The organism is Armatimonadota bacterium (assembly GCA_029907255.1).
Classification (GTDB): Bacteria; Armatimonadota; UBA5829; order DTJY01; family DTJY01; genus JAIMAU01.
Map to the genome: position 1 here is coordinate 155,912 of JARYMF010000005.1, position 17,894 is coordinate 173,805.

The 17,894-nt window shown below is 47.5% G+C and carries 17 protein-coding genes; 2 read left to right on the plus strand and 15 right to left on the minus strand.

Annotated elements, in window-relative coordinates:
- Positions 1 to 81: 81 nt before the first annotated feature.
- From QHH26_05895 to acpS, 13 genes are all read right to left on the minus strand, one after another.
- On the minus strand, positions 82 to 972 hold the full coding sequence (locus QHH26_05895) for a prephenate dehydrogenase (protein ID MDH7481495.1): 891 nt from the start codon (positions 970 to 972) through the stop codon (positions 82 to 84).
- Entirely contained in the window at positions 959 to 2,008 is a 1,050-nt protein-coding gene (gene aroF / locus QHH26_05900; GenBank protein MDH7481496.1) for a 3-deoxy-7-phosphoheptulonate synthase, read from the minus strand. The genes QHH26_05895 and aroF overlap by 14 nt, the downstream gene beginning before the upstream one ends.
- 48 nt (positions 2,009 to 2,056) lie before the next feature.
- Positions 2,057 to 3,154 (minus strand): histidinol-phosphate transaminase, encoded by a 1,098-nt coding sequence (hisC, locus tag QHH26_05905; protein ID MDH7481497.1) that lies wholly within the window; start codon positions 3,152 to 3,154, stop codon positions 2,057 to 2,059.
- 75 nt (positions 3,155 to 3,229) lie between these two features.
- Positions 3,230 to 4,495: a hypothetical protein gene (locus QHH26_05910; GenBank protein ID MDH7481498.1), complete on the minus strand. Its 1,266-nt coding sequence runs from the start codon at positions 4,493 to 4,495 to the stop codon at positions 3,230 to 3,232.
- A gap of 2 nt (positions 4,496 to 4,497) precedes the next feature.
- Positions 4,498 to 6,126, minus strand: coding sequence for a serine/threonine-protein kinase (locus QHH26_05915; protein MDH7481499.1), 1,629 nt, complete (start codon positions 6,124 to 6,126; stop codon positions 4,498 to 4,500).
- 105 nt (positions 6,127 to 6,231) lie between these two features.
- On the minus strand, positions 6,232 to 7,119 hold the full coding sequence (locus QHH26_05920; protein MDH7481500.1) for a Stp1/IreP family PP2C-type Ser/Thr phosphatase: 888 nt from the start codon (positions 7,117 to 7,119) through the stop codon (positions 6,232 to 6,234).
- On the minus strand, positions 7,116 to 8,087 hold the full coding sequence (locus QHH26_05925; protein MDH7481501.1) for an FHA domain-containing protein: 972 nt from the start codon (positions 8,085 to 8,087) through the stop codon (positions 7,116 to 7,118). Before QHH26_05925 ends, QHH26_05920 begins: the two co-directional genes overlap by 4 nt.
- A 65-nt stretch (positions 8,088 to 8,152) precedes the next feature.
- Entirely contained in the window at positions 8,153 to 9,484 is a 1,332-nt protein-coding gene (locus QHH26_05930) for a VWA domain-containing protein (protein MDH7481502.1), read from the minus strand.
- A 59-nt stretch (positions 9,485 to 9,543) separates the two neighbouring features.
- Positions 9,544 to 10,317 (minus strand): class I SAM-dependent methyltransferase, encoded by a 774-nt coding sequence (locus QHH26_05935; protein ID MDH7481503.1) that lies wholly within the window; start codon positions 10,315 to 10,317, stop codon positions 9,544 to 9,546.
- Entirely contained in the window at positions 10,314 to 11,726 is a 1,413-nt protein-coding gene (locus QHH26_05940) for an FHA domain-containing protein (protein MDH7481504.1), read from the minus strand. The genes QHH26_05935 and QHH26_05940 overlap by 4 nt, the downstream gene beginning before the upstream one ends.
- A 3-nt stretch (positions 11,727 to 11,729) precedes the next feature.
- Entirely contained in the window at positions 11,730 to 12,989 is a 1,260-nt protein-coding gene (locus QHH26_05945) for an FHA domain-containing protein (protein MDH7481505.1), read from the minus strand.
- Between the two features lie 17 nt (positions 12,990 to 13,006).
- The gene (locus QHH26_05950) at positions 13,007 to 14,548 is read right to left on the minus strand and encodes an NAD(P)H-hydrate dehydratase (protein MDH7481506.1); all 1,542 of its coding nucleotides are present in this window, start codon (positions 14,546 to 14,548) and stop codon (positions 13,007 to 13,009) included.
- A gap of 44 nt (positions 14,549 to 14,592) precedes the next feature.
- Entirely contained in the window at positions 14,593 to 14,949 is a 357-nt protein-coding gene (gene acpS / locus QHH26_05955) for a holo-ACP synthase (GenBank protein ID MDH7481507.1), read from the minus strand.
- 162 nt (positions 14,950 to 15,111) lie between these two features.
- Between acpS and QHH26_05960 the strand changes: the two genes are divergently transcribed.
- Together QHH26_05960 and QHH26_05965 are read left to right on the plus strand one after the other, a co-directional pair.
- Positions 15,112 to 15,483, plus strand: a complete 372-nt coding sequence (locus QHH26_05960; protein ID MDH7481508.1) for an STAS domain-containing protein — start codon at positions 15,112 to 15,114, stop codon at positions 15,481 to 15,483.
- 127 nt (positions 15,484 to 15,610) lie between these two features.
- Entirely contained in the window at positions 15,611 to 15,982 is a 372-nt protein-coding gene (locus tag QHH26_05965; protein ID MDH7481509.1) for a BlaI/MecI/CopY family transcriptional regulator, read from the plus strand.
- Between the two features lie 63 nt (positions 15,983 to 16,045).
- On the opposite strand, the gene QHH26_05970 is transcribed toward QHH26_05965, so the two are convergent.
- Together QHH26_05970 and QHH26_05975 are read right to left on the minus strand one after the other, a co-directional pair.
- Complete coding sequence (locus QHH26_05970) at positions 16,046 to 16,723, minus strand: thioredoxin family protein (protein MDH7481510.1); 678 nt, start codon at positions 16,721 to 16,723, stop codon at positions 16,046 to 16,048.
- The gene (locus tag QHH26_05975; GenBank protein MDH7481511.1) at positions 16,695 to 17,621 is read right to left on the minus strand and encodes an NAD(P)/FAD-dependent oxidoreductase; all 927 of its coding nucleotides are present in this window, start codon (positions 17,619 to 17,621) and stop codon (positions 16,695 to 16,697) included. Before QHH26_05975 ends, QHH26_05970 begins: the two co-directional genes overlap by 29 nt.
- Positions 17,622 to 17,894 lie beyond the last annotated feature (273 nt).

The window sequence follows — 17,894 nt, forward strand, 5'->3', positions numbered from 1 at the left end:
AACCGCAACATTGTAAACCAACGTTATGATTTCGAAACATTTTTGGGCGCAGGGCAAATCGTATAATTACATTCGCCTATATTAACTAGAATCTTTATTCTCCTGCGCTGGCCGAAATATGCTATCCCTTATCTGCTTAGCAGAACCAAACCATTTCATAAATGCCTCGCCGTCGTTTGACTCCAAGGTCCTCAGGCCTTCGGTGAGATGCTGTTTAAAGCTCTCAGCCGCTTTCTGAATTTCTTCAACGTTCGTCAAGCAGATATCACGCCAAAGGACTGGCGAGCTACTTGCTACACGTGTCATATCACGAAAGCTACCGGCAACAAGATTGAAAACCTGAGGGTTTTTGAGAGAATATTCATGTGCCATGGATACAAGTGCCGCCGCAATAATGTGCGGAAGATGGCTAACTGCTGCCACACACCAATCGTGCGCCTCTGGATCCATAATTATAACTTTAGACCCAATTGCCTCTGCTAGTTTTTGAACAACAGCCATGGCTTCAGGACTAGTTGCACTTGTTGGCGTTAGAACATACGTCGCGTTGACAAAAAGCTCGGGATTTGCTGCTTCAACACCTGTCATTTCGGAGCCAGCCATCGGATGGCCGCCTACAAAATGGACATCCTTGCGAACTATTTTATCTACCTGCCTGCATATCTCGCCCTTCGTACTGCCGGCGTCAGTAATAATGCATCCATTTGGAGCCGCCATCACCGCTTGGCGAATAAAATGAACCTCCAAACCGACGGGTGTGGAAATGTATACTAGGTCAGCATCACGAACTCCTGCTTCGATGTCGGTCATCCATTCATCTATTGCGCCAAGATCTACAGCTTTTTGAAGCCGCTCTGGGTTACGACCGATACCAATGACGCGCTCAGCCAAGCCTCGTTTTTTCAGGGCCATCCCAAACGAACCACCGATTAGCCCAACACCAACTATTGCCACATTATCAATTAGCCTCAATTGTTTCGCTCCAACTTGGTTTTCTTCCAACAGCACGGATTAAATGTACCAATTCTTTCATCAGCTTGTCGAACGTATCAAACTTGAGTGACTGGGGCCCGTCTTTTAGCGCATGCTGTGGTTCGGGATGAACTTCGATTATTAGACCATCTGCTCCTGCTGCGATTGCCGCTTTTGCAACAGGACCAACAAACTGCCACCGTCCCGTACCATGGCTAGGGTCGGCAATTATGGGCAAATGGCTAAGCTCAGAAACCGCCGGAATTGCATTTATGTCAAAAGTATTTCGAGTAATGGTCTCGAACGTTCGTATACCCCGCTCGCACAAAATGATTTCATAATTGCCTCGTGCAGCAATGTATTCCGCTGCCAGAAGCCATTCTTCGATAGTTGCCGACATGCCACGCTTCAACATGACAGGCTTTCGCGCTTGACCAATTTCCTTTAAGAGAGCGAAATTGGTCATGTTTCGCGTACCAACTTGAAGTATATCGGCATACCTCATTACCAGCTCAACATCGCGCGTATCCATAACTTCGGTGATAATAGGCATGCCAGTCTCGGCACGTGCTGCATCAAGAATTTTTAAGCCATCTTCACCAAGCCCATGGAAGCTATATGGTGAGGTGCTTGGTTTAAAAGCGCCTCCACGAAGAATGCGAGCACCAGACCGATAGCAAGCACGGGCGGTTTCCAATACTTGCTTCTCGTTTTCAACGCAGCATGGGCCTGCCATAACCACAACTTCGTCCCCACCTATCTCAACGCCCCTAACATTGATAACAGTCTTCTCGGGATGGAATTCACGACTAACAATTTTATAGGGCTTCAGAATTGGCACTACGCGCTCAACGAATGGAAGCGCTTCAATCTGCTGGATAATAAGAAGCTTATCTTCCTCTGGAGCACCAATTGCGCCGATGATTGTTTTTTCTACGCCGCGAGAAAGATGTATTCCATAACCGCGCTCCTTAAGGCTCGCGGCTAGTTTTTCTATATCTTGGTCGGTAGCCTCAGAAGATAATATGATAATCATAGTTGTTCCTGTTACTTAAGCCTGAAAGCTAAATCTTGAACTTTAAATTTAGCCAAACAGAACTGTTCGCAAAGTTTCAATAAACCTTTTATTCTCCGACTCGGTGCCAATGGTAACCCGAATGTAAGTTGGGTAACCAAATATATCGCCGGTTCGTACAATGACACCTCTCTTTAGGAGCTCTGTAAACACCTGGCGAGAATCACGTTTAAGGTCTACCCAGACGAAGTTTGCTTCAGTAGGCGTATATGGAAGGCCCATTTCCTCAAATTCGCGGTATAAGTATCGCTTGCCCTCGGAATTGCACCGTCGGCTACGTTCAACTTGTTCTGGATCGCTAAGACTGGCAATCGCACCAATTTGGGCAACGCTGTTTACGTTGAATGGTTCACGAACTTGATTCAAACACTGAATTATCTCTGGCCTTGCTATTGCATAACCAACTCTGAGGCCAGCAAGCCCATATATTTTCGAGAAAGTCCGCAACACGATAACATTGGCTCCAGCTTTCACGAACTCCAACATCCTCGGGAATTCAGGGCTCTCAACATATTCATAATAGGCCTCATCAAACACTGCAATAACGCGTTTTGGCAACCGCGATATAAGTCGTTCGGCATCTTTATGCGTAACCGCCGTCCCTGTTGGATTATTTGGGTTTGCGACGAATATGAGCCGCGTGCGCTCGGTAATTCGGTCACCCATTGCATCTAGGTCATGTGTGAAGTTCTTGAGCGGCACCATGATGCATTCGCAATTATTCAGGATTGCTGCAGATTCATAGCGCACAAATGACGGGTCAGCTTGGATTACTTCATCACCTGGTGAAAGAAACGTCACGCCAATATAGTGGATTAGTTCATCTGACCCATTTCCTGGAAGCACCTCGTCTTCGCTTACGCCCCAGTGCTTGGCAAGCGCCTTCTTTAGGCTGAAGCAGCTTCCATCGGGGTATAGTGCAACATTCTCCACGGCTTTCTTCATGGCTTCTACAGCCTTCGGAGAAGGACCAAGTGGGTTCTCATTCGAAGCGAGCTTAATAATATCGGTAATGCCATACTCGCGCTCTACTTCTTCAATTGGCTTACCAGGTGAATAGGGTTTTAATCGCTGTATATTCTCTCCAACAAGGTCACTTATAGCCATAAGTATTCTCCTACAATATTTGGTTCAGTTTAGCACAGATAAATAGGAATTGACAAGCGAGGAAGCAATGCATCCCTAAACCCGATAGATTCGTGGCTTGCGTCCTTGAGCTGTGATATATACTCCAATGCTTCTTTCGACAAGAGCCCGAGCAAAATGGGCATCGTGCGAAGGAAGGCCTTCCAAGGCAAGTTCTAAAGCACACGCAACCGCAACCCGCGCAAGGTCTGAGTATCCTGTTTTTAAAAGCACATATGCATTTTCTTCAATTCGACGCTTATATCTTGCTCGGACCTCTGGTGTAAAAATTTCATCTATAGCCGTCTGAAAAATGCGTTCAATTCTTTCTCTTTGGCTCGTCTCAGAAAGAATCAGAGGGCTTTCCTCGGCTTCAATGAGCTTGGTTGCATGTGGCTGAATATCCTCTTCTGCTATCAACCAGGAGCGGAATGCAGGGGTTTCGAACAACTCTCCAGCACGCTTAACGAGCGAAGGTTCGGAACTAATTTCCTCGGCATTAATTTCTTCATATACAATTGAGCGCTCATAATCCCGGCCAGGAGTATGGAATAGGTCGCGATAAAACTGATACTCGGTTGGCAACGGTTTCCCTTGCGCTACAGTAATAGCTTCATATTCTCGTCCTCTGAATAGTATATAAGAGGCAGGGGCATCAACGAATACAAAGCTCCTGTCCGCGTCGCTAGCAATATGTTCATCATACGCCCTCTTTGTTATTCGAGCACCTGCTACATCCTTAATGCCGCCGATGTCATCAGCAACCATTTCCACTGCCTCGGTGCCACTTAACGGCGCTGAAAATAAAATAGAGAGGATTTGCCCGCCGCTCCCGTCAATATTACTCATTACAGACCTAATAATTCGCCTTCCGCCAGCCAGCGCGATCGTTGGCCTTGGCAACTCCTGCGTCTCTTCTACTGCTATACCGTAGGATTTTAGGCGGTGGAGCGCGCGCCGCGCGGCCTTCACTATTGCTTTCGGCAACTCCGCCCTATCGAGATTCCGCAGGATTGGAACTACCGCTTCTGAGCGAATGAACCCCATGGCTTCTGCTGCTAACGGTGCATATTCCGTGTCACTTGTTAGGGATTCTAATATTGGAAGTATGGCTACTTGCCACTTACGTGCCGCATCCACAAGCGCTGTTTCAGCTTCTATTAAGGGGAGCGAGCGGACAGCCTGAACGATTTCTGGCAGTTTTGCAATGCGTTCTTCGGGAGATTGCTCTGAGAACTCACCAATGCGGTTAACTATAGTTTGTACCTCTTGGCTAATATTTTTCCGAGTTGCAGCCTTTTTGGTAGATTTACCCTTCCTCACGCTTATCCTCCGTTTACCACATTGTCAATCCTAGCTTGGGCTTGGTCACCGACATCCGTACCAGGAGCTATCTTAACTGCTTTCCGCCACCATGCTACTGCACCTTCAACATCGCCATTTTTGTAGGCTTCGTCACCACGAGTAACGTATATGACTGCTGCATGTTGCCTTGCAACTGACCCCGCCTCACTTGATGGCTCGAGCTTAACAACAGTCTCGAACTCAGAGAGTGCTTCATCCTCTCGGCCAACGCGCCTCAGCAAGTCGCCAAGAAAAAGGTGGGCGTCAGCGTACTCTTTATCATAAACGAGCGCTTGCTGGTAAAACGTAATCGCCCGAGTGTAGTCGCCGCCTTGCTCAGCTTGGTTTCCAAGCCGCAGATAGCACGCCGCAATGTTTCGCCTAATGGCTTTGGCTACATCTGGGTCGCCTGCCAATTTCAGCGCCTTGCTCCATTCCTGGATAGCAGCAAGATAACTCTCGGAATCAAAATACCTCTTCCCTGCGTCCAAGAGCACTTGAATCTCCTGCTGGCGAAATTGTCTTTGATACCCCTGATAAGCGGCTGAAAATGCCCAAATAAACGCGACCACTACAGCGCAGGCGAAAAGGACTGCGAACATCACTTTTAAGAAATATTTCGCTTCGGGCGAAAGAAGCGGCTTCGATGGGAGCTTTGGCAAGACAATATCGTCTGGCTTTGAACCACCAAGCTGGTCACCTGTTGGCAGTGGAGGTATTGGGGGAGTCTGAGGACCGCCATACCAACCACCAGGCATTCCAACCGTAGAGCCGAATGGATCTGGCTGTGCGACTGGTTGTTGATATGCCGAAGGGTTGAGGTCAGCTTTTATTTCTTCGGCAGATTGATATCGCATATTGGGGTCTTTAGCAAGACAACGCCGAATTACATTAGCCATGAAGGGTGGAATCGTCGGGGGAATGACAACATCCTGGTTCATAATGTTGTAAGTAATTGTAACAACTGAATCCCCAGTGAACGGCTTCTTTCCCGTCAGCATTTCGTATATCACTATGCCAAGCGAGAATATATCCGTCCGATGGTCTAATTGCTTTCCAGCAATCTGCTCAGGTGACATATAGCTAGGCGTACCGAAAACCTGGCCATTAGCAGTTAATGAGGGCTCCTCCATTAGGCGAGCAATTCCGAAGTCGGTTATTTTGACCAGGCCGGAAGGGAGAATATGTATATTGTCGGGTTTTATATCGCGATGGATAACTCGCTTCGAATGAGCAAAAGCAAGGCCATCACAAACCTGAGAGATTATTTCAATGGCGCGGTCAACAGAAATTTGGCCTTCGATTTCGAGGATGTTGCGCAGGGATTGACCCTCCAGATATTCCATGGCAATAAAATGCCTGCCCTGGTCTTCACCTGCCTCGTAGATAGTTACGATATTTGGATGTGTAAGCGATCCTGCGGCACGTGCTTCGCGGTAAAACCGCTCTATCCGTTCTCTTCTCTGCTGACCTGTGAGGTTTGGAGGTATGACAAGTTCCTTCAGCGCTACGCGGCGGTTGATTCTCGTATCTATCGCCTCGTAGACTATATCATTGCTTCTTCCAATCTCGCGAACAATTTGGTAATGACCAAGTGTATTCGTAGCCACAAGTGAATACCATTCATGCTTCCTCTTACCCTAGCAGAAGGCCAAATCGTGAGATCTTTTATTCCTATAATAGCCCTCTTCCTTGGGTATCGGAAGCAGAGACCTCTACCTATCAAACAATCTACTGATTTTACGCTTGCTACCACATTTGTCTATGCTTTTGATGCTAACAATTAGCACGGTAATGTTGTCACCACCGCCGTGCCCATTCGCACGGTCTACTAACTTCAGCGCCGCCAGCGCAGGGCTTGCTTCTGAAACTATCTCTAATATCTCGGCATCCGAAACATACCCCGAAAGACCATCAGAACACATAAGGATGACATCGCCTTTTTTAAGCTCTTCCTGGTAAAAATCTACCTCGACATCAGGAGTCACCCCAAGCGATCTAGTGATGACATTTCTAAATGGCGACATCATCGCTTCTTCTTCTGTCATTGCTCCACGCTGTACCTGCTCCGCAACCCAAGAATGGTCTTGCGTAAGCTGGCGAATCTTGCCGCTTCGAATCATGTATGCGCGGCTATCGCCAACGTGTGCAATGTGAAGTTTCCCTTCCCGAATCACCGCTGCCGTACATGTTGTCCCCATCCCAGACCGCTCAGGAATGCTCTGACCAACATCGTAGATGTATGCATTTGCCGCTTTAAATGCCGCCTCTAGACTCTGCTCTATGTCTTCAGAAAAATCAGTATAGTAGTTCCTGATTATCATCTTAAGGGCAAGTTCACTAGCGATTTGGCCAGACGCATGGCCACCCATGCCATCCGCCACCGCATAGAACAATCCCTTTGCCGCAAGAAGCTCGGGCTCCTCAGGTTCGAAGAACTCGAACTTGTCTTCGTTATTCTCGCGAATCAGCCCAAGGTCGGTTTTTGCCCCGAGTCGTGTGCTAACTATTACGCCTGGTTTTAAACCTTTCTTATTAGCCCAACCTTGTATTAAATCTCCGGTATCAATTCTTGCAGTAATCTCCATCTGCTCCATCGTCATTCATTACCTTCGGGCAATTTCGGCTGAGTATCAGAGCTTGCTGGCTCTCCTTCTGCTGAAAAGATTTCAAAGCGCAATGTAGTCATTCCTACGGTTATTTCATCGCCGTTTGAAAGCGCACTGCGCATGCCAGGTGAAATTCTTACTCCATTTACAAACGTGCCATTAGTACTGCCCATATCTGTTATAAAAAACCCATCGGCCTCTGCAATAAGGTCCGCATGAATACTAGATACATATCCATCGAATGTGATAGGAACAGCTGCGCTTGATCGTCGGCCGATGTCATTTACTCCAGGTTTTATTTCAAAAACCTTGGTGGGGTCGGAAACAACGACAAGACGCGCCACAGGTTTCTCCTGCTCAGAAGCGATTTCATCAGCCTTTTCTAACTGAGTTTGAGCTTCTTCAGCCTGCTCGGCTTCTGCTTCGGCTGTCGTTCCCTCACCAATGGCAGAGGCTTCTTCCGCAACTCCTGGGGCAACTTGAGGAAGATTTAAGATTAGCACTGAACCCCCGAATTTGAGTTCCGCACCATCGCCTATCTGAATTTTCTCGCCTTTTTCTACCTTTCGTCCATTCACAAACGTGCCATTTGTGCTTCCAATATCCTCCACCCAGCAACCTGATTCGTCAAATGTGATTATGGCATGACGCCTGGAAACGGTTGGATCTTCGAGAAGAATATCCGCAGCCTCACGTCCGACGGCATTTTCACCGGAGTGGAGGAAAAATTCGCGTCCCCGTATCTTATCCACAAGTTTAGGAAAAGCTGACAAGTCCTTGATTGGCGTAGCATCGGCGGGAACCATCGAAAGTAAAAACCCACAGTCACCACAATACTTCTCGCTTGGGTTGTTTTCCATACCGCACACAGGGCATTTTATCGGCGTGCCGATTATAGTAGCTTCCACTGGAGCAGGCTGTGCAACCATTGTTTTTTCAGTTTGTGGCTGGTCTATTTCCATGAAAATCTCCCCTTTAAGTAAATCTTGTTTGCTAAGCGCCGAATTAATTAATTTGTGGTATTGAGCTATTTCTTTTTCCCCCGGTCCAGGTTATAAATAGTGCCAACTAGGGTCTTCTCTGCGTCTGGTCCGCCGCGCTTAACAGAATCAATTGCTTTCTTTACTTCCTCTGCCTCTTGCACACGACCTTGGTCAAGTAGAATGTTCATTGTCCGCTCAAGCTCCGCTGTCGCCGCCATCGCCGAGAGTTGTTGAGTTTTCATTCCCATGACCGTCTTTTCCAGGTTCCTTGAAGCAAGCGCTACCTCAAGCTCTTGTTTGACAATAGGGTTGACCCCTGTCGGAATCAGCGTCTTTTCTGGTGTAAATTCAAACTCAATATCGGCAGACAAGACTTCATTTTGATTGCTCACGGCATCATTATAGAAGACCTCAGCCTTCATAACCCTATAGATACCAGCCGGTCGCGGCGCAAACTCAAGCTCGCAGAGGACTGATATTGCACTTCCTCGCTCCATGTCCACTAAGTTAACCTCAGCGTAGCGTTCGCCATACGACGGCTGTTTGCCATATATTTGGCGTAATTGCACCCAACGCGACAAACCAAGACGCAGGCGTATATTGCGCGCTGTGATTGTCATTAAGCTTTCCAACTCGCGGCGGAAGATTTCTGGAATTAGTTCGGGACGAGAAATGTAGTAGTAGTTTCCACCACTTTGCCGCGCAATTCCTGCCATCAACTCTTCGTTATATTCGGGGCCAAAACCTAGAGCAGTTACTGTAATACCCCTACTCTTCTGTTCGGCAACCTGGCCTACTATTGAGGCAAAATCCTTTATACCAGCGGTTGGCTCGCCGTCGGTAAATAGTAACACCCGGTTCAGGTATCCCTCAGAATATGCCGACATAACCTGATTAGCCCCGACAACGATTCCATCATATAGGTTGGTAGTATTGCCAACTTCAATGCGATTGATATGCTCCTTTAAAAGCGCTTTATTTATAACTCGGCGAGCAGGCATGATAACATCAACCTGCTCAGCAAAAGTGACAATCGAGAGTATGTCAGTTGGCTCAAGGAGGTCAACAACATATCCACAAGCCCGCTTTACATAGTCAAGTGGCTCGCCCTCCATAGAGCCACTCCTATCAATCACAAGCGCTATGTTTAGCGGCAAGCGGCGACCCATCACACCAGGCGCTGACTTTAGCTGTATCAGAACATGCTCCCTTGATGGTTCAGTACTTAGGGCATATCGGTTGCCGGGAAAACATTCAATGTCAAGCGCCCTAAGTACGCCAGCCATCGCAGTTTTGTCCGTCGCGGCATCAAGAGCTCTTGTTCGTACGTCGGGTCCGTTATCGCCACCAGGCGGGATAATCCTTGTTTGTTCCATATGATTACTTACCTCCAGAAAATGGGTTGTGGAGAATTAGAAAAAACCCACCTTTACAATTATTCAGCCCCTATTAATGTCAGCTCCTCTGTTCTAACCTCGGCAAGGCTAATCTCGGGGCCAACCTCCCTGAAATGCGCTTCCATTCGCGCAAGACCTTCGGCAAAATCTTCCTCACTTATAAGCGTCAAAGCAGAGATATTTTTATTTCGCACTTTGTCGAGATATGCTTCAACGCTTGAAACCAGCTCTTGGGTGACGGTCTCATGCCAAACATTCTGGAAACCCGCACGGCGGAGCTCTTCTTCTATAATGTCAACTGAAGGCAGGCGTCTGCGATCAATCTCGTATGCCTTCGGAAAGAAACGATAGACCGGCATGGTATCCATCTGCTCATGGGCCGTTGTGCGAATCAGGCAGACTCCCCCGGGGTTTAGCAACCGCCGGCACTCCGAAAGCACCCGTCTCATATTGTTAACGTGATGCAGTAAAAACGACATGAACACACATTGGAAGATTCCATCCCGAAAAGCCGCAAGCTCAGCATCACATCTAACCCACATTACTTTTTCAGCGCCAGGCTTGCTGGCCGCATGCTTTAGCATTTCGGCTGAAAGGTCGGCGCCTATCACATATGCACCTGTAATCTCTCTAAGCGGAATAGCAAACCGACCTGTACCGCATCCCAAATCCAAACACAATGAACTCTTTTCAAGACGGCCTCGCCTTTGAATTAAATTTACCCATTGTGCGATTGCCTCTTCGGGAAGCCTCCTGCCGATATCAAAACAGCTGGCAATTTCCGAATAGTCAGCATATTCCTTTTCACTCATTGCTCAAACCTGAATTGCGAGGCCCCAAATGCTATAACATCTCCCGGCGCTAACTCCTGACGGTTAACTCGCATGCCATTTACAACCGTGCCATTTGAGCTCCCTTCGTCATATACGACGAAAGTGCCGCCTTCGTTTACTATTCGTGCGTGTTTGCGCGAGACAGTTGTGTCCATTGGAAGTTGAATGCTGCGCCCAGGCTCGCGCCCAATAGTTGTAGGTGTATCCAAAGCCAAAATGAACGACTGCCCAGCATATGGACCACTAATTCCAACCAGTCTCGGGCCAGTACCCGTAGGAGCTGAAATTGTCTGAGAAGTGGGTAAAGCTCCAATTGAACAATCGCATAATCCCGTATTTGGATCCTTCTTGCCTCCGCAGAATGGACATATGCCTGGCGCCTGCGGAATCGGCCTGGAAGGAGGACTTTCCGGAACATCAACTTGCCGTGGAATCTTAGATGCAGTAGCCTTTTCATGAAATTCTAGGCGCATCGAACCAATTTCGATAATATCTCCATCTTTGAGCACACTTTGAGTGACTTTTTGCCCATTGACTAGCGTACCAATTGGGCTTCCTGCATCATGCAGGATATGCCTTCCCTGCTGGACATCGATTACCGCATGCAAAGGAGCAATATTCCTATCGCCGAACAATGCAATATCCGCAAGCTCATCTCGTCCAATAGTTGTTCTAGGCTTTGAAATAACGTACTCTTTGCCTTCGTTCCTACCTTGAACTACACGAATCCACGCTTGTTTAAGAAGAGTTTCAACTAGTCCTATAAAAAAGCCAATGGATGCGCCGGTAACCGTCATGCTGATGGCTCTGCTTACAACGCCCGGATTTTTCGTTCCGGGTGGCAAAATCCATGGAACAATCTCAAATAGTGTGCCACCGACAAAACCACCAAGCAAGCCTCCGACTGCACCATGGCGTGCTGCCCGTTTCGAACCAGAAGGCAACCCCTGAACAACTCCGATAAATAAACCAATCAAGGCCCAACCAATCGCACGTACGATAATACCCCAAACGAAATAGAAAGGCCGCATAACAGAAAGCGGCGGCACAGAAAGCGGGTCTACATAGAGGCTTCCAAAAAAGAGCTGTCCAAAAACAAGACCTAATATACCACCGCAGAAGCCGACAACCGCCCCCCAGCCGAGGTTTCTCTTCATCTGCGGCCAGCTTCCTGCCCACAGACCGTTGACATAACCTATTGCAAGCCCAACCATTGTTCCAAAAATAGCTCCAACAAACCATTGTTCGGAAATTTGCTTCATAAACGTGCCAATGGTCGGGCCGGGCTGAAGCCGATACCATGGGTTGAAGTCAACAATAACCCATGCTAAAAGCGCACCAAACGTAGATGCTAGGAAACTTAATATGACTTTCGAATTAAGCGACATAAATTACGTCTCAAACCTTAGCTTATTGCTTCCAATCTGAATCTCATCACCGGCGCTCAGTATACGCTCGGTTACTTTGATTCCATTCACAAATGTCCCGTTCGATGAACCTAGGTCAATAATCTTATACGTATTACCTTCGCTTGTAATTTTTGCATGTTTGCGCGAGGTTGTAGGGTCCTGCGCAAAAGCAATGCTGTTGCCTTCATCACGCCCGATTGTAACTTCATTAGTCAAAATCTGATAAATGCTTCCCACATATGGACCTTGAGTAGCAATTAACCTGGGTCCTGAGCCAGCATCTTGCACTGCCGCTATGCCGGGCACGCCGACAGTGCAGGCACATGCTCCAGTATTTGGGTCCTTCTTCCCACCGCAAAACGGACACACCGTTGGGTCAACTGGCGGCGCCTGCGATTGAGTTTGACTAGTGCCTGGTGGGACCTGGTCTGGTTGAATTTCCACACCCATCTTACGAAGAATTTCTTGGAAACGCGCACCTCGATTACGCATTAGCACATATGCACTATAGACTATCACTCCGAATAACACCAAGCCAATAAATCCGGTAAGCCAATCCAATCGGTTTCCAACACGTTGCGGAGCATCCTCTGCAGCTTTTTTGCCATTTTCTGTCTCCTTCGTTGGCTCAGCCGTCTGGATAGTGTCAATGTCGCCAACCACTGGGACACTTATACGAGCTGTGAGTTCCTCGCGGTCTAAAGGAATATCAATATCCTGGCTTGACATTCGGTCTTCGCCATATTTAACGGTAACTCTTGCAGTGCCTGAGGCAACATCAAGAAACGTGGCTACCCCTTCGGCCATTGGATCAAGAGTCTGAACTTGTACTTTCTTCTCGCTATCCTCCAGCTTTACGATACAAGCGGCAGCAGGCCTGCCTGTTTCTGCACCCAAGACGGTTATTTCGACACGCCGCACTTTGTTAAAGTCGCCCGGTTTGAGGTCAAACTTCAATGGCTCGTCTTTCTTAGGCTCGATTTCAATTACCGCCTCATTGCCAGACTTGCCATCTAGCACATAAAGCTTGCACTTTGGAACGGCATCCTTTACAAGCGGCAGTTCAGCTGTCGCCCTTTTATCTTTAAAGCTTCTCGGCGTTGTCTGGATTACATTACCCTTTGCATCGGTATAGGAAAACCAGTAGTAGTATTCACCTGCAGAGGGGACAGTTATCGGCGCCGTCACGGCAAAGGCAGCAGAAACTGAGAAAATTAATACCAAGATTATGATAGCACGCAAGTTAATACCCCCTTCGCTTACTTTAGAGCATAAAGCTCCCTCAACGAGGCAGGCAATGCGCGAATAACATCGCCTGCAAGCATTCCGGGCGACCCAACATCTCGCTCGGCGATCTCGCCCGCCCTACCATGAACATATACGCCGCACGCTGCAGCATCCCACGGACTTATTCCTTGGGCTAGCAACCCCCCGATTGCGCCGGCAAGTACGTCTCCTGTGCCACCTGTCGCTAGTGCAGATGTACCTGTGGGATTAATAAGCACTCTGCCATTAGGATGCGCGATTACCGTTCTAGCTCCTTTAAGAACAACTATGCTTTGAAATCGCAGCGCTGCCGTTTGCGCCGCTCCTACCCTGTCAGACTGAATGCTCGCAATATCAGTTCCAAGCAGTCGCGCCATCTCACCAGGGTGTGGAGTAAGAATAAACTCGGCATGGCTACTCTCCAGGACGCTGGTATTCTTGGAAAGCGCATTTAGCCCATCTGCATCAATCACCGCAGGTTTTTTGAGGGCTTTTATGAAGGCGTGGACAAATTCGCAAGTTTCCGGGTGGGTACCTAATCCACAGCCAAGCACTACGGCATTCGCCTTATCTGCAAGCTCAAGTGCTGCGTCCAAAGCTTGAGTGCTGATTGACCTCTCAGGGGTTTCGGGAAGTCCGCTGGTCATAACTTCGGTAAGTTTGACAGCCATAACATCCTGCAAGCTTTTTGGAACGCCAACGACTGCAAGACCTGCGCCCACACGCAGAGCTGATTCACCAGCCATCGCTGCCGCACCGGTCAGCCCTGCCGAACCAGCTATAACAACGACTGTTCCAAAAGTTCCCTTATGCGCATTTGGAGGTCTAGCTGGAAGTTTTGCGGCAATATCTTGGGCATCGGTGAGCTCAATATATACCTCATCATAGAGTTGTTTTGGAATGCCAATGTCCCCGACAACCAGACGGCCTGCATACTCAGCCCCAGGGTAAATAACAATTCCAAGTTTAGGGAGAGCAAACGTCACCGTAACATCAGCCTTCACGCAAACACCCAATACTCGCCCAGTGTCGGCATCGACCCCGGATGGGATATCCACTGCTATAACAGGCCGTCCGGAATCGTTGATTGCCTTAATTATCTCTCTGGGAACGCCTGTAACCTCTCCCTTGATACCAGTGCCAAATATCGCATCAATAATTAAATCGGCTTGGGCTAGGAGCGATACGACCGCCGAGGCCTCAGAGATTTGCCGAATATCTGCGCCTGTGTTGCGGAGGATTTCAAAGTTGGTCTTCGCATCACCCTTGATTTTTTCTGGATGGGCAAGGAGAAGAACGATAACCTGGGCGCCGGCATCGCGAAGATGGCGGGCGGCAACAAACCCATCACCGCCATTGTTACCGCTGCCAGCGACAACGATTACTAGTTTGCCAATAACACGGCCGAGAATGCCGCAAGCTGACTCGAATACATGCCGCCCGGCGTTCTCCATCAACACAATACTTGGAATGCCGAATTCCTCAGCTGCACGCCTATCGAAGTCATGCATTTGTTTTGCAGTTGCTACCTTCAAGCTAACCACCTACAGCGCAATTATACACTAAAGCTTTGTACCCCTCAATCCGACACAACGATCGCATACGCCACTGCATGAGTGCGGCAGTGGGATATGCTCACAAGCACCCTGCCTTTGCCCAGGGCTTCTGCTGCCTTATTTCGCAGGTGCACAACCGGTTTCCCAGCAGCATCAGGAAGCACCTCGACGTCACGCCACCTCAGTCGTGTGCCAAGTGCTTTAGCGATAGCTTCTTTAGCGGCAAATCTCCCCGCCAACCGCTCTGCCCAGCCAGCATGGGAAAAGCAATAAGCCGTCTCGGCATCTGTAAACACCCTCTCTGTAAATTTTGGATGCCGAGCCAGGCAATCCTTGATTCTGTTTACTTCAATTATATCGGTACCAATGCCTATTATCATTATGAAACCCCTACCAATTATGGAATACCATCAATGCATCCTAATTCCTTCTATAGGGCTTCCGCAAGGCTGTTCCCTGAGAAACCTTCCAGCTTTTATACCAATTGCTGAGAAATTTTACTGCAAGATGGGTATATACATTGCAAAGAGGAGGCGAGAACGGTGGCAGAAACCTGGCATGTCTCAAAACTAGATGTGGATATTCACTATATTGATGATATTCCCATAATTGAAGCCAAGGGTGAATGCGACTTAATCACTAGCCGAAAATTAAAGGAGGCCGCCGATAACCTCCTCGAAACGGGTCGAAACAAAATTATTTTCGATTTAAGAAATATGGTTTACATTGACAGCGCAGGATTCAGAGTTCTCCTTGATACGAAAAATAGAGCAACCGAAAAGGGTGGCGATATTGTTCTAGTTAGCTTAACTGAACCCGTTGACCGAGCATTTAAACTCCTTCGCTTGGATGAACTTATTATTAGAGCCGAAACAATTGAAGAAGCTATCAAGCACCTGAAATCAATTGCCTAAATAATTTAAATAGCAACAAAAAAAGAAATTTCTAATCCCTCTTTCTACCTCTTGACAGCATTCAGCATAACCATCTATCATATAACACGTTATAAGATATAATTTTAATTAGGAAAGGAGTGACTAATTGAACAGCAGTACTGGTATAAAGGATTATGTGGGCATTCGCAAAGGTCTTGACGGCCAATCATTGGGTGAGCTGGAAGCTCAAATTCTCGACATTGTGTGGGACTTGGAACCACCTATTACCGCATCAAAAGTTTTTAAAATAATGTATCCTAGACGGGAGCTATCTTATTCGACTATCATGCTCACAATGTCGAAGCTAGCGCGAAAAGGTTTTTTAATTCAGGAGCGATCTGGCAACAAAAAGACCGATGCTTTTGTGTACACTCCAGCAATCTCAAGAATGGAAATGGCAACAAAGCTTTTGGAAGAAATCTCAAAGCAAATTTTCCGAAAGCCTTTTGTTCAGGCTATCCGCGACCTTGTTAAGTGATATATAACGGAACTAGAAAAGTTTATGGGATGGGGAGTTAGAACCCCCATCCCATATCTGTCTTTATGCGCTTAGAGCCTCGGCAATTTTATCTGCGAACTCATAATCGGGCAATGCACCCTCAAACTGAACTTTGTCGTTAATCACCACGGTCGGTACTGCGCTGATGTCATACTTGCTGACTAGATGCGGAAACTCAGTTGCCTCGATTGCATCCGCCACTATGTGCTCGGGGTTCTCGATTGCCATTTGGTGGGCAATCCGAACAGCAGACGGGCAGTAAGGACAAGTTGGTGTGACGAATACTTGTATATGGACATCCTGGTTGATACCTCGGACCTTTTCCTTAGCTTCGTTTGATAAATCTGTGATGTTTTTCGAAACATCCACAATGTCCTCGATTAATGAGCTGAATTCAAACCCACCAGGAATACCAAAGTACCGAATGCCCTTAATACTGTCAGCCATTAGTATAATCGCCGGAAGCTTGTCAATTCCAAGCTTAGCCACCATTTCATCGGATGGCGTGTATTCCCTATGCTCAACCTTAATTAAATCTGAAAGCTCAGCCACCTCGTCAACTAGCTGAGCTGTTTCCTTGCAGAACTCGCACTCCAAGCCAGGCAGCTCCAAGTTCTCAGCCTTTTCAGTAAATGCAACAACTGTTACCTCATTCTCTAATTCATCTGCAAACTTTGCCTTGAGAAACTCTTTATCTTGCTCGGGAATCAATTGCCTCATTTTCGGACATCTCCTTTTCTTTTAGTTTATACACATACCTTGCGGCGCTCAATGCAGCCACCTGACCTTCACCAACGGCTTTTGCAATTTGGAACGGCCCGCCTGTGCAATCACCAGCAGCGAAGACACCAGGGATGCTTGTCGCCATCTGTCTATCTACCTTTATAAAGCCGTCGGTCACTTCAAGTCCCGAAAGTAATGTTGTCACCGGAACGGCTTCGCGTATGATAAATATACCATCGGCATGTATCTCCCCAATCTGTGTTTTGATGGCGCGAGCACGTGCATCTCCAATTATTGCCACAGGATTCGCGTGAATAACCTCAACCGACTTGTCGAGCATTTGCACATTTTCGTATGTTGCAACATACGTCACACGCCGAGCAAATCCGGCCAGTGAATTCGCTTCCTCCTCTCCCTCTGGTATATAACCTACGACAACTACGTCCTTGCCGCGGAACAAAGCCCCATCGCAAGTAACGCAGTAGGAAACTCCTTTACCAAGATACTGTTCCTCACCCGGCAGTACCCGCGATTGGGCCACGCCTGTGGTAATAATAACCGTTCGGCTTCGATGAACTTCGCTGTCGGTGGTAACCATGAAATTATTGTTACCATCTTGCGTAACATTGAGTGCCCGTTGTTTCTTATATAAGAAGCCTGTGTTCGAGAAGTGGCGCATGAAATGACAAGCTAATTCAGCACCAGTAACTTTGGGCAATCCTAAGTAATTCGTCACCTCAGGGTAGATTTTCGGCTTACTTGCAGGTTCGCGGAAGTCAAACGCAATTCCTTTTAAATTTCTTGCTTTTGCATTTACCGCCGCTGATAAGCCTGCCGGCCCTGCGCCTATTATCAAAACATCCCAAATTTTGCCTCCGAACACACCGGAAACCATTATCTAAAACCCCTGCTGCAGTGGTTAATTTAATATATTTTGTTTTTACCCACTTATTCCTTCTAAAAACTTTTTCCTAACTTATTTTCATATAAAACATTCATGCGCCTAAGGAGTCAGCTTTCCCAGGGTTACTTGAGAGCTTAATCCAAATGCCAACTGACTCTTCCTTGGATGAAAACCGAACATCAGTTATCCTGTTTGAAGTTCTTTCTTTGTTTGGTATTTGACTTTGGTTGTACCAGGCTAATAGTATAGTATGGTAGAATTAGC